This window comes from Amycolatopsis sp. NPDC051371 (assembly GCF_040682155.1).
Lineage (GTDB): Bacteria > Actinomycetota > Actinomycetes > Mycobacteriales > Pseudonocardiaceae > Amycolatopsis.
Map to the genome: position 1 here is coordinate 1 of NZ_JBFBAG010000055.1, position 13082 is coordinate 13082.

The following is a 13082-nucleotide window of genomic DNA, read 5'->3' on the forward strand; positions in this document are numbered from 1 at the left end:
GTCCGCGGCGACTGGTCGGCCCGCTCCGGCTATGTGAGAAACAGTGTTCTAACCCTGTTTCTCACTCACGACCAGCCGCGGCAGACTCACAGCTCGATGGCCGGCGTGCTCACCGTCCTCGACCGACCCAAGGTCCGCACCAGCACCTGCACCATCCCGTGCGGCACCCCGCTCACCGCGAACCGCCCCTCGACGTCCGAAGTGGTCGGCAAGGGGCCGTTCGCGGTGCGGACCTCGATCGGGTGCTCCGCCGGCGGCGTCAACCAGCCGTCCAGGCGGATCGTCCCCCCGGGCTCGGGGCTCACGTTCACCATGATCGTCAAGCTCTCGCTGTCGAACGTGATGAGCCGGCCCTGTTCCGCCGCACTGCGCGCGCCGGCGAGCCCCTCCTGTTCGCGGATCCGCATCACTTCCAGATCGACGTCCTCCAGCTGGATCGCGAAGCGGATCTGCTCCACGAGCGTGGCGGGCATCGGGTCGGCGTCTTCCCACAGCTCGCGCAGTCCGGTCAGCAGCCGGAAGTCGAGCTCGTCCAAGGGCTCGTTCGCGCCGGGTGGTTCGACGGTGGTCACAGCCAATCTCCTTCGCCGTTGGCGAGTAGCTGCTCGCGCAGGCGCGCGAGGCAACGTCCCCTGGTCGGGCCGATACTCCCCCTCGGCATTCCCAGCCGGGCGCCCACTTCGGCGTAGTCCGGCCGGTGCACGAACGCCACGATCCGCAGCAGGCTGCGGCAGCGTTCGGGCAAGGCGTCGACCGCGCGCCACAACCGCGCGCGCTGGTCGTCGCGCAGCACCCCCTCCTCGGGTGCTGGTGACGCTTCGGTCAGCCGCTCCGGAAGCTCCGGCAGCGGCCGCTCGACCTGGCGCTTTTCCCCGGTCCGCCAGGCCTCCCGCTTCGTGACGGTGATCAGCCAGCCGGTCAGCGCGACCGGCGAGCGGATCTCCGCGAAGGAGCCGAGCAGGCGCAGCCACGTCGTCTGCACGACGTCGGCGGCCTGATCGGCGTCCAGACCCTGATCACGCGCGACCTGCCAGAGCAGCGGCGTGAGCAGGGAAACCAGTTCGTCCAGCGCCGCGCGGTCGCCCTCCCGCGCGGCGTCGAACAGTGCCGCTACGCGGCTGTGGTCGGTCTTGGCCACGGTCACAGCGAGCCCAGCGCGGTCCAAGCGCGCTTGACGACGGTGTCGCGGTCGACCGTGGCCAGGTCGCCGGACTGGAACAGGGCCTTGGCGATCTCGGCGGCGGCGAGCGGCGCGGCGAAGGACGTCCCGTCCCAGACCGCGAAGCCGGCGCTGTAGTCGTCCGGGTCGAAGGAGTTCCGGCCGGGCAGCTCGTGGTCGGCGGCCGCGCTGCCGCGGACGTCGGTCGGGTACGTGCTGACGACGCCGGCGCCGGTCGCCCAGCACCGCACCCACGGCCCTTCGTTGGAGAACAGGGCCTTGCTGGCGCCGACGTCGGGGTTGAGCGCGCCGACGCTGATCACCTGCGGGCCGCAGCCGCCGCCGAGCGGCTGGTCGGCGAAGGCCGCCGGGTAGAACCGGCGGGTGGTGGCGTCGTTGCCGGCAGCCGCGACGACGAGCACGCCGAGGCCGAGCAGGTCCGCGATGGCCGCGCCGAACTGGCCGGTGAACGCGACGTCCGCCGGGTCTTCGACGTAGTAGCCCATCGAGATCGAGACGACGTCGACCATGTCCTGGGGCCGGTTGTTCGCCTGCGCGTTCCGGACGCGGTCGGCGAGCAGGTGCAGCGCCAGCAGCACGTCGCCTTCGTACGCGACGCCGTCGCTGTGGACGACGCGGATCGCGAGCGTGTCGGCTTCGGGGCAGGCCTGCCGGATGATGCCGGCGATGAACAGGCCGTGCCCGGTGTCGGTGTCGACGTCGCCGATCAGCGGCTGGCCGGTCGTCGGCGCGTCCCAGTAGTCGGTGAGCAGCTGGGTCGGCAGCGTGGTGCCGGAGTCCTGCTCGCCCTGCAGGATCGCGGCCTGGATGCCGGGTGCGACGGTGAGGCCGGTGCCGGCGGGCGGCGGGCCGCTGCGGTCGGCCAGCCCGAACCAGCGGTGCGGGCCGATGCCGGTGTCGAGCACGGCGACGACCGGGCGCCGGTGCGCGGGCTTCTTGCTGCGGTAGGGCGGGTCCGCGGCGAGCGTGACCGGAATCCGGTTGGCCCCGTGCGTGCGCCCGTACGAGCTGCCCGCGCCGAACCCGCTGGTCTCCCACGGCGTCCCGCCGAGACCGCTGGTCTCCCACGGCACGCCGCCGAACACCGGCGAGGTGAAGAGCAGGTGCTCGACGGAGACCTGCCGGACGATCTCCGGGTCGATCTCGGGCTTCTCGCCCGACGCGGCCGAGCGCAGCAGCTGCAGCGCCTTCCAGCAGTCGACGACGACGGGGTCGGAGTCCTCGCGGACGTGCAGCAGGGCGCGGACGGGCAGGTCGTCGAGCTGCCGGACGCGGGCGTACGCCTCGCTGTCGCCGCCGCGGCCGGCCGGTTCGGCGTAGATGCCGATGCGGCCGAGCACGCGGTTGATCGCGGCCAGGGTCTCCTGGTCGCGCAGGTACCGGTTGGGGAGCAGGAAGGTGCCCGGCCGGTAGACGGTGGTGCGCGGGACCGGCTGCCCGGCGGCGACGACCGCCGTCGCCGGGTCGAGCACCCGTGCGCCGTGCCGGTCGAGCAACTGCCGGGGCGGGGTCGGGAGCTCGTTGAGCGTGCTCGCGTCCTCCGAAGAGGCTTCAGTCACTTCCACGGTCTCGTCCCGCACGAACTTGACGACCATCGGGTCCACCCTCCGCCATTGATCACTGATGGCACCCGGGAAAGACCGGTGAGCCGCCACCGGGATACGACACTCACGTCACGAATGGGTAACGAGCACGGCAAACGGGTGACGACGTATCTGGCGGTCCTGCCTCACCCACTTGGCCGTCCGGAAGTCACGGATCGAGTCGGGGAGATCAGCATGGTTCCGCTCCGGGTGAGCGCGCAGGAGGCAAGCCGGCCCGCGCCGGTGCGGGGGCTGGGCGGCGCGTTCACCCCGGAACCCGCGACCGGCGGCGGCAGCTTCGCCGTACCGCTCGACCTGCCGCCGGGCCCCGGCGGCATCGCGCCCGCGCTGGCCCTGCGCTACACCACCGGCGCGCCGAACGGGGCCTTCGGCGGCGGGTTCGCGCTGCCGCTGCCGCACGTCCGGTCGGCGGGCGGCCGCGCGCGCTCCGGCGCCGAAGGCCGGCTCACCCGCCGGGGCGACGGCTTCGTGCTGACCACCCGGTCGGGGATCCGGCACGTCCTCGGCACGACCGACGGCGGCCGGTCCGCGGGCTCGGCCTGGTACCTCGAACGGTCCGAGGACGCGTTCGGCAACACCGTCGCGTTCGGCTGGGCGCACCACAGCGGTCAGGCGTACCTCGCGCGCGTGTCCTACGGGCCGTACGAAGTGGAGTTCACCTACGAGCCGCGGCCGGACGTCCTGCGCTGGGGCCGCAGCGGCACCCTCGTGACGACGGCGTTGCGGTGCGCCCGGGTCGACCTGCGGGTGCCCGCGGACGCGCGGCCGCTCGTCCGGCGGTGGCGCTTCGGTTACGACGAGGACGACGTCACCGGCGCGTCCCTGCTGACGTCGGTCGCGCTCACCGGGTTCGACGCGCACGGCGCCGAGGCGGCCGCGCCCCTCCTGCGGCTGGCCTACGCCCGCACGGAACCGCCGGCCCAGCGGCGGGTGCAGCTCGCCGCGAAGGCGCGGACCGGCGGCGGTGTGCTGCTGCTCGACGACGCCGTGCCCTACTTCTCCCTGGAGGCCGCCGAACTGCCGCGCACCGGACGGCTGAGCGAGATCGACAACGGGATCGGGCTGCTCACGTCGGTCGAGTACGCGACCGTCGAGGCGGCCCCGGTCGTCCGGCGCGTCACGCGGTACGAAGCGGTCACCGGGCAGACCGGTGTGACGGAGTTCGAGTACCACGACGCTCGCACGTCCGGCTTCGGCCGCGTCGTCCAGGACGAGCTCGGCGACGAGTACGCGCCGACGCTGCGGACCGTGCGCTGGTTCGGCGACGGCGGGCTGCTCGACAAGGAAGAGACCTACGGCCTCGACGGCTCCGCCGAAGAGGACCGGCCGTACCGCCGCGTCGAGCACGCCCGCCGTCCCAAGTGGACACGTTCGGTCGTGACCGTGCTCGAGCGCCGGGAGCGGCCGGTCTCGGTCACCACGACGGAGACGGCGTTCGACGCCACCGGCAACCCGGTGCGGGAGGTGGAGACCACCAAGCGGCCCGGCCGCGAACCGGTGGTCCGCGAGACGCGCACGACGTACGCGACCACCCCCGAGCACCGGTTCATCGCACTGCCCGCTCGCGTGCACGAGCTGGACGGCAGCGGGAAAGTCTTGTCCGACAAGGTTTTCCGCTACGACGAGCGGCCCGACGGCAGCGCCGGGTCCCACGGCCTGCTCACCGCGCGGGAGGAGCTGGTGCTCACCGACGCGCTCGTCGCCGACGTCTACGGCGCGATCCTGCCGGACTTCCGCCACCACGGCTACCACCGCCGTCCCGGCGAGGACGGCTGGTGGACGACGACGTTCCACGGACGGCTCGACACCGTCGCGGGACTGCGCACCACGACGATCGGGCCGAACGGCCACACCCACGAGGTGCGCTACTCCGCCGACCGGTGTTTCCCCGAGGTCGCCGCGGATCCGCTCGGGAACGTGACGTCGACGCGGTACGACGTCCGCACGGCGCGCGCGTGCGAGGTGATCGATCCGGCGGGCGCGGTGACCACGGTGACGCTCGACCCGTTGGGGCGTCCGGAAACCGTCGTACGGCCGGGCGACTCGGCGGACCTGCCGACCGTCCGGTACCGCTACGACGGCGCGCGGGTCACCACCGAGCAGCGTGCGGTGTCGGGCGAGGCGGAGGTGCTCGTGACGTCGGAGCTGCGCGACGGCGCGGGCCGGCTGCTGCAGCGCCGGCACGCCGAGCTGCTCGGCGACGTCGTCGACGAGCACCACGAGTACTGCGCGCGCGGCCTGGTCTGCCGCACGAGCCGGGGGTTCCGCGACGGCGAGCCCCCGGCCGCTCCCGAAGTCTTCCGCTACGACGCCCTGGGCCGCCAGGTTCGTGAAGGCCACCTCGAGGAACTTGTAGTTCGTGATGGTGGCCTTCACGGACTTACGCGGGATCTGCTCGGCCGGGAGATCCGCGGCGCGGACGGGGTCGTGCACGCCCGGGACGCCGCCGGCAACCCGGTCGAGACGCGGACCGCGGGCGGCCACACGGTGTACCGCGTGCACGACGCGGCCGACCGGGTGGTGGCGGTGCTGGTCGACGACCCGGGCGGCACCCCGCTCACGACGTTCACCTACCACGACGGCGGGCTGCCGGTGCCGCTCGAAGCGGGGCCGCACAGCTGCGGGCGGCTGGTCCGCGTCGCCGACGAATCCGGCGTGACGCTGTTCGGCTACGACGCGCTCGGCCACCCGGTCGAACGGCGCTGGCGGCCGGCGCACGTGGCCGTCGAGTACCGGCTGGACGTCGTGCGCCGCGCGGACGGGCGGCTGTCCGAAGTGGTCTACCCCGACGCCGGCGACGGGCGGCTGACCGTCCACCACCAGTACGACGAGGTCGGGCGGCTGGTGAGCGTGCCGGGGTTCGTCGACGCGATCCAGTACGACCTGCGCGGCCGCCGCACCGCGGTGCACCACGCGAACGGCGTCAGCGAGCTCTTCGGCACCGTGCACGTCATCACGGGCCCGGGCGGCCTGCTGCACGAGGTCGCGACCCGGGCCCCGGAGGAACCGCGGCCGGGCAGCGAGATCCGCGATGCGTTCGGCCGGCTGCGCGGGGTCCACGGCAACGACGGCGTCAACGCGCTGTACGGCTACGACCACACCGGCCGCCGGGTCCGCACGCTGGTCACCAACGGCGCGCGCGTCCACGAGGTCCTGACGCCGGACGACCTGTACGCGGTCGAGGACGGCGAGCTGGTGGCCGTGGTGGCGGGCACGGTCCGCCGGTACGCGGACGGCCGCCGCCACCACCTCCACTTCGACGCGGCCGACGGCATCGCCCTGGTCACCGACGAGACCGGCGCGGTCGTGAGTGAGAAACAGGGTTAGAACACTGTTTCCCACTCACGACCGGTCAGTCCAGCACCGCCAAGTCGAGCCGCTCGAGCCGCTCGGGGTCGGCGAGGATGTCGATCTCCACGATCCGCCCGCCGGCCACCGTGAAGCCCAGCACCGAGAACGGACGCCCGTCGCGGGTGCCGACCACGCCCGCCGCGCCGTTGACCAGCGCCCGGCGGACCACGCCGCCGCCGGCGCCGAGCCGCGAGAACGTCAGTGCCTGGTTCGCCACCTGCTCCGGGCCGCGCACCTCGATCGACCCGCCGAGCGCCGCCCCGCGGTCCGCGCGCAACACGACCTCCGGGTCGAGGACCGAGACCAACGCGTCGAAGTCGCCGCCGCGAGCCGCCGCCAGGAAGGCGTCGACGACTTGGCGCTGCCGGGACAGGTCCGGGTCCGGCGCGACCGGGGCGCCCTGGACCCGCCGCCGGGCGCGGCTCGCCAGCTGCCGGGTCGCCGCTTCGGACCGGCCGACGATCGGCGCGATCTCCTCGAACGGCATCGCGAACATGTCCCGCAGCACGAACGCCAGCCGCTCCCCCGGCGTGAGCGTGTCGAGCACGACCAGCAGCGCGAGGCCGACCGAGTCCGCCATCAGCGCCTCGTGCTCGGGGCCGGCGTCGTCGCGGCTGATGATCGGGTCGGGCACCAGGACGTCCCACGGCTCCTCGCGCCGGGCCTTGCGCGAGCGCAGCATGTCGAGGCAGACGCGCCCGACGACCGTGGTCAGCCAGCCGCCCAGGTTCTCGACGGCGGCCGAGTCGCTCCGGCTCAGCCGCAGCCACGACTCCTGGACGGCGTCCTCGGCCTCGGTCAGCGAGCCCAGCATCCGGTAGGCGACCGACCGGAGGTGGTCGCGGTGGGTCTCGAAGCTCTCGGCCAGCAGATCGTCGTTCACGGGTCGGTCCTTTCGCGGGGTCGGTCACCACCTTGACGTATCCCGCGCCACCGATGTGACAGGTCTGACGACTGTATCCCGCTCAGCGGCATCTCCCCTTGACGTACGATATATGACCGCATAATCATCGGACCTCTCCGGACGAAGGAGCGGTCATGAGAGTCCGAGCCTGCCTCGCCGCGGTCATCTTGCTGCTGGCGAGCCTGGTCACCCCGGCGAACGCCGAGCTGTTCAACCCGCGCCAGGACTGGCTGCGGGCCTCGACGGCCGGGCTGTTCCTGCACTGGGGCATGTTCACCGCGCCGCGGCACACCGACTGCGCCGCCTGGGAGCACGACGTCACCGCCGGCGGCTGGACGCCGGACTACTGGATCGACGAAGCGACGAAGCTCGGCGCGTCCTACGTCGTCCTCACCACCTTCCACAGCCGGCTGGGTTACGCGCGGCCGTGGCCGTCGAAGGTCCCGGGCAGCTGCTCGACCCAGCGCGACTTCCTCGGCGAGCTGATCGCCGCGGGCAAGGCCAAGGGCGTCCGGGTGATGCTCTATATGACCGACGATCCCCAGTGGCACAACGAAACCGGCCACGAGTCGCTCGACTCGGCCGCCTACTCGGCGTACAAGGGCCACCCGGTCGACCTGACCACCCGCCCGGGCTTCGGCGAGTTCAGCTACGACCTGTTCGACGAGGTCATGGACCGCTACTCCGACCTCGCCGGGTTCTGGATCGACAACGACAACGAGTACTGGGAGCAGCACGGGCTCTACGAGCACATCCGCGAGAAGCGGCCGTCCTGGTTGCTGAGCAACAACAACGAGGACACGCCGATCATGGACACGGTCAGCAACGAGCAGAAGACCGGCATGACGCCGTCGTACGACTACCCGCAGGCGATCTACACGCCGATGCCGCGGCTCACCGAGGCGGACTACAAGCTGCCGACCAACGGCGACTGGTGGTACAGCGGCGGCGACCAGGCCGTCGACGTCCGGCTCTCCACCGGCCGCTACATCACGAACGCGGGCTCGTCGATCAAGTCGCTGATGGCCGAAACCGCGATGCTGAACGGGAAGTTCCCGCCGCAGCAGGAGGCGTTCAACAACTTCATGGCGTCCTGGACGCAGCCGATCAAGGAGTCGCTGCAGGGCACCGAAGGTGGCGGCTATATGTACGGCGGCATGCAACCCGGCTTCTGGAACGACGGCGCACACGGCGTCATCACCGTCAAGCCCGGTGCGAAGACGCAGTACGTCCACGTCGTCACGCGGCCGTCGACGAACTTGGTCCGGCTGCGTGACAACGGCTATCGCGTCACCGGCGTGTCCGATGTGCGCACCGGCAAGCCGATGCGGTTCGCCCAGTCCGGCGGCTATCTGTCCATTCTGGACATCCAGGATTGGGACACCTACGACACGGTGTTCAAGGTGGACACCGCCGGTCAGCAGTACTTCTACGACAAGAGCACGATCAAGGCGACCGCGTCGGCCTCGGCACCCGGCCACCCGGCGGCGAACCTCACCGACGGCAGCTACCTGAACTACTGGGACGCGGGCGGGCAGCAGCCGGTGTCCGTGACGCTCGACCTCGGCAAGAAGCGGTCGACGGCCTACCTGGCGGTGCACGAGCGCGAGTCGTCGCCGACGGCCGCACGCGAATCCTTCGGCCGCGCCGAGGATTCCGCGCGGATCAAGGACTACCGCGTCTACGCCAGCGACGACGGCAAGAACTGGGGCACGCCGGTGCGCACCGGCGCCCTGCCGAGCACCCGCGGCGTGCAGTTCGTCGACGTCGGCGAAGTGCACGCGCGCTACCTCAAGCTCGAGGTGCTGAACACGTGGTCCGGCCCGCAGGCGAAGCCGTTCTTCCACCAGCTCGCGCTCGACGAGATCGACGTCGCCTACGGCTACCCCGACCCCCGCGGCGAGGTGCCGCTGGAAGCGGAGTCGTGGCGCAACGGCTTCGAGGGCAAGGCGTCGCCGGTGTGGTGCGAGGCCTGCTCGGGCACCTCCGCCGTCACCGGGCTCGACCGCGGCGCGGTCACCTTCCGGAACGTCCAGGCGTCGGGACCCTCCCGGCTGCAGCTCGACACCACAGGGCCGGGCTCTCTGGAAGTGAGCGTGAACGGTGCCGCGCCGATCACCGTCAACGCCCCGGCGGCCATCGCCGTGCCACTCAACGCCGGAGCCAACACGATCAAGGTTTCCGGGAACGTCGGTCTCGACCGGATCGCGGTGGCGCCGCTGCCGCCCGAGTCGTACACACCGAAGACGACGCTGACCGTGGAACCCGCCGGCGTGCAATGGGTTTCGCCGGGGTCCCAGTCCCTGAAGATCACCGCGTCCCTGCGGCTCGACGTCGACGACCCGGTCGACCAGGTGTCACTGGCCCCGGTCGTCCCGGCGGGCTGGACGGTCCAGGGCGCTCCGGTGACCGCGTCGAAGCTGCGGCTCGGCCAGGTCCTGAGTGGATCGTGGACGGTGACGGCCCCGGCCGCCCAGGACCTGACCATCCCGGTGACGGCATCGTTCACGACGCTCGGACGGGCGAAGTCGGTGAGCAAGCCGGTGCAGGTGAAGCAGCGTCCGGCCGACCGCGTGTTCATGCGAGAGGCGGAAGACTCGGCCAACGACATCGGCGACGCCGGCGTCACGAGCTGTTCGCCGTGCTCGGGCGGGCAGAAGGTGCGCAACATCGGCGGCAGCGCGGGGGCGGCGGTGACGTTCCCGGCCGTGACGGTGGCCGCGGCCGGTCAGTACCAGCTCTACCTCGACTTCACCGTCAACGGCGACCGGTCGTACTTCGTGTCGGTGAACGGCGGCGCGCCGGTGGAGGTGAAGGTCAGCGGCGCCGGCAACAGCACGCCCTACACCACTTCGGTCCCGGTGACGCTGAACGCGGGCGCCAATACGATCCGGATCGGCAACGACCGGGCGGGCGCTCCGGATCTGGACCGGATTTCACTGGGTTAGCTCGCGCAGCACCCGGGCCGGGTCGATGTCGATCGCCTGGCCCGGGTCCCCGCCGGCCGCGCTCCAGGCGACGGACACCCACAGCTCGGCGTAGTCCCCGCGCTCGACACCGGGCAGCTGCCAGGTGAGCCGCGCGCCGTCGAGTTCGACGGCGCCGGCCAGCTGCCCCGACCAGTACGGCGGCACGTGCTGCCCCTCGCGGGAACAGCGGCGCAGCGCCTCGACGCCGGGACCGCCGACGCTGACCACGGCGTCGGCCGTCTCGGCGGTGAAGGCACCTTCGCCACCCCGGACCTCGTCGGGCGTGCTCAGTTCGGCTTGGACGACGAACTCGCTGAGCGCTTCCCTGGCCAGCACGCGGAAGATCGCGGTCTCCCGGGTGACGCCGGGCTGCTCGGGCGAGGTGGCGCCGGAGAGCACGTCGAGCCGCACGGACTGGTGCCGCCACCGGCACAGCCGCCCCGTGGAACCGAGCCCCCAGGTGTGCTCGGGTCTCGCGGGCACGTCCCAGCCGCCGATGCGGACGGCGAACCGCACATCACCGAGCGGCGTGCCGACGTCGAGCGCCCGCGGAGGTGTCCGTGACAGGACTTCGGTGTCCAGCATGCAGTCATCCTTACCCCGCGCCGGGACCCGCGAAAATGCGCTGCGCGAACGTCACCCGTCCGTGGAATATGACGGGGTGTTCAGCCTCTGCGACAACCGGCCGCCCGCTCTCCCGCCGATCGGCGCGGTGATCGAGCGGGACGGGCCGGTAGTCCGGACCCACTACGGCACCCACGGCGAAGTGATCCACGGACCAATGCCCGAAGACGACCTCGACGCGCTCGTCGCCAGGCAGGTCGAGGCTTTCGCGCGCCGGAACGAACCGGTGGTGTGGCCGGTGTACGCCGACGACCACCTGGCCGGACGGCTGCGAGCCGCGGGCTTCGTCGCGGACGCCGAGGGAGCGGTGCTCGACTGTCCGATCGGGACGGACACCGCGGAACTCCCCGGCATCGGCCACGACTGGGCCGGACACCAGCGCGTCGCGGAACTCGCCGTCGCGAGTGGTCCACACCGCCGTCCGTACGCCGAATTCCTCGCCGACTCGGCCCACTTGAAACACTCGTCCGAGGTCGTCCTCGACGGTGATCGGGCCGCCTGGCTGGAAGAACGCGGCGACGCCATGGTCGTCGGCGGGGTCACCGATCCCGAATTCGCCGCGACACTCGTCCGCCACGACTGGCGGCTCGCCGGGCCGCACCGGGGTGTGCGGTTCCTGCTCGCGGAGGCGACCGGCGCCCTGCGTGAAGCGTTCGAAGCCGCCGGGATGCGGATGCTCACCACGGTCACCCGCTACCGGCTGCCATCACCCGGCGAACCCGCGCGGACCCGGCCGATCCGAAGGCTGTTCTCCGAGCCGGAGCACGACGACATCTGGAAGCGCTTTTACGAAGAGTTCGCCTTCCGGCCCGACATGCGGGCGTTCCCCGGCATCGCGGAACCCGCCGGTTCGGCGACCTGGCGCATCGGCGAACTCGACGACGCGCAGCTGGACGCCCTGCACGACATCGTCCACAAGGGACTGCGCGAATCCGTCGAGCCGGGCGAGGAGCTGTACTGGCTCGACTGGCACCACGCGGGTTACCGCTTCGACCCCGCACGCGTCGACGGCGCCGGACCGCCGTGGCCCGGCGCCGTCTTCCCGGACGGGGACTACTACATCTACCTGACGCGTGACCTCCGCCTGGGCACCTTCGGGCACCCGTGGGAGGAGACCGTCTGCGTGTTCGGCGAACTCCTCACCCGGGTCGAGCCGGAACTCACCGCCGCGCTGGGAAAACCGGCCCGCCGCTCAGAACCCTGACGTGCCGTTCGGCGTGCCCAAGCCGGTGGGCCCGTCGTACCCGGCACCCGCCGTGCAGAGGTAGGTCCCGCCGCAGCTGCCGTTCGAGCCCGACGTCACGTCGTACAGCCCGCCGGTGTGCGCGTACGGGTACGACCCCGACGTCACCGAATTCCCTGCCAGCGCGTAAACGCTCGCGATCACCGGCGACGACAGGCTCGTGCCGCCGACCTGCACCCAGCCGTCCGCGCCCTGGGCGAGGCCCAGCGACAGCAGCAGGTCGCAGAACGCCGAGCTGCCGCAGCTGTTGTACGTGTCGTAGACCCCGAGTCCGGTGGCCGGGTCGGCGACCGCCGAAACGTCCGCGACCGTCCTCTTCGCACACCCGGTGTCGTGCTGCCACGCCGGTTTCGCCTCCAGCGCGGAACACCCGCTGCCGCTGCCCTTCCACGTCGTCTCGGCCCAGCCGCGCGTGGTGCTCGTGGACTTCTTCAACGTCGTGCCGCCCACCGCCGTGACGTACGGCGACGACGCCGGCCAGCTCACGCCGTAGCCGGAGTCACCGGACGACGCCGTGACGGCGATGCCGGGATGGTTCAGGTGCGCGTCGGCAGCGAGGATCGTCGAGTCCTCGGTGCCGCCGTAGCTGTTGGAGATCGCCACCACGCCCGGCGTCGCCGCGGCCGTGTCGACCGCCGTCATAAGCGGGTCGGTGTCCGGGGAGTCGGCTTCCACCAACAGGATGGTGCAGTCCGGGCAGGTCGCCGACACCGCGTCCAGGTCGAGGCTGATCTCCATCGCCCAGCCGTAGTCGGGCGCCGGCAGCGGGCTCGCCGCGCCGTTCTGGTTGACCTTCTTGAAGCAGCCGTTCGCCGTCGTGCACGGGGAAAGCCCGCGTGCGGACCGGAACTTGGCGAGGTCCGCCTCCGCCGTCGGCGCGTCCTGCGCGTCGACGATGGCGACCGTCTTGCCGTTCGCGTGCAGGCCACCGAGGTTGTACGCGGCCTGGATCTCGGCCGGGCCGTAGCCGACCGGGGTGGCGTTGAGCAGCGGGCCGTTGCCCTTCGGCGAACGGATCGCCTTGCCGAGGCAGTGCATCTTGCCGGAGGTGGCACAGCCGAAGTCGACGACGCCGCCGCTCCGCAGCGGCGCGGCTTCGGCGGGAGAGGCGGCGGCCACCGACAGCGGGGCCGCGACGAGTGAGAAAGCGATGAGGGACCGGAACAGCCGTTTTCCAGGCGAACGCGCCATGCTACTCCTCGGTAGG

Annotated in this window: 9 protein-coding genes; 3 read left to right on the forward strand and 6 right to left on the reverse strand. The window is 71.9% G+C overall.

What is annotated here, in order from left to right:
- Nucleotides 1–86 precede the first annotated feature (86 nt).
- From AB0M59_RS44405 to AB0M59_RS44415, 3 genes are read right to left on the reverse strand one after another with little or no spacing between them, the layout of a single operon-like run.
- Nucleotides 87–572, reverse strand: a complete 486-nt coding sequence (locus AB0M59_RS44405; protein WP_364627788.1) for a hypothetical protein — start codon at nucleotides 570–572, stop codon at nucleotides 87–89.
- A complete protein-coding gene (locus tag AB0M59_RS44410; protein WP_364627789.1) occupies nucleotides 569–1144 on the reverse strand; it encodes a sigma-70 family RNA polymerase sigma factor in 576 nt (191 codons plus the stop codon). Before AB0M59_RS44410 ends, AB0M59_RS44405 begins: the two co-directional genes overlap by 4 nt.
- On the reverse strand, nucleotides 1141–2775 hold the full coding sequence (locus AB0M59_RS44415) for a S8 family serine peptidase (RefSeq protein WP_364627791.1): 1635 nt from the start codon (nucleotides 2773–2775) through the stop codon (nucleotides 1141–1143). Before AB0M59_RS44415 ends, AB0M59_RS44410 begins: the two co-directional genes overlap by 4 nt.
- Before the next feature lie 183 nt (nucleotides 2776–2958).
- Between AB0M59_RS44415 and AB0M59_RS44420 the strand changes: the two genes are divergently transcribed.
- Nucleotides 2959–6111, forward strand: a complete 3153-nt coding sequence (locus tag AB0M59_RS44420; RefSeq protein WP_364627792.1) for a SpvB/TcaC N-terminal domain-containing protein — start codon at nucleotides 2959–2961, stop codon at nucleotides 6109–6111.
- Nucleotides 6112–6136: 25 nt separating this feature from the next.
- Here the strand turns inward: AB0M59_RS44420 and AB0M59_RS44425 are convergent, their stop codons facing one another.
- Nucleotides 6137–7018 (reverse strand): sigma-70 family RNA polymerase sigma factor, encoded by an 882-nt coding sequence (locus AB0M59_RS44425; protein ID WP_364627794.1) that lies wholly within the window; start codon nucleotides 7016–7018, stop codon nucleotides 6137–6139.
- 155 nt (nucleotides 7019–7173) lie between these two features.
- Here AB0M59_RS44425 and AB0M59_RS44430 point away from each other — a divergent pair, with 155 nt between their 5' ends.
- The gene (locus AB0M59_RS44430) at nucleotides 7174–9987 is read left to right on the forward strand and encodes an alpha-L-fucosidase (protein ID WP_364627796.1); all 2814 of its coding nucleotides are present in this window, start codon (nucleotides 7174–7176) and stop codon (nucleotides 9985–9987) included.
- Here the strand turns inward: AB0M59_RS44430 and AB0M59_RS44435 are convergent.
- A complete protein-coding gene (locus AB0M59_RS44435; protein WP_364627798.1) occupies nucleotides 9976–10593 on the reverse strand; it encodes a hypothetical protein in 618 nt (205 codons plus the stop codon). The genes AB0M59_RS44430 and AB0M59_RS44435 overlap by 12 nt on opposite strands.
- 61 nt (nucleotides 10594–10654) lie before the next feature.
- Between AB0M59_RS44435 and AB0M59_RS44440 the strand changes: the two genes are divergently transcribed.
- Nucleotides 10655–11836 carry a DUF2716 domain-containing protein gene (locus tag AB0M59_RS44440; protein ID WP_364627799.1) on the forward strand — a complete coding sequence of 394 codons (1182 nt, stop codon included), beginning with the start codon at nucleotides 10655–10657 and terminating at the stop codon, nucleotides 11834–11836.
- Here AB0M59_RS44440 and AB0M59_RS44445 read toward each other — a convergent pair.
- Nucleotides 11825–13066 (reverse strand): S53 family peptidase, encoded by a 1242-nt coding sequence (locus tag AB0M59_RS44445; RefSeq protein WP_364627801.1) that lies wholly within the window; start codon nucleotides 13064–13066, stop codon nucleotides 11825–11827. The two genes, AB0M59_RS44440 and AB0M59_RS44445, sit on opposite strands and share 12 nt — an antisense overlap.
- Nucleotides 13067–13082: the final 16 nt, after the last annotated feature.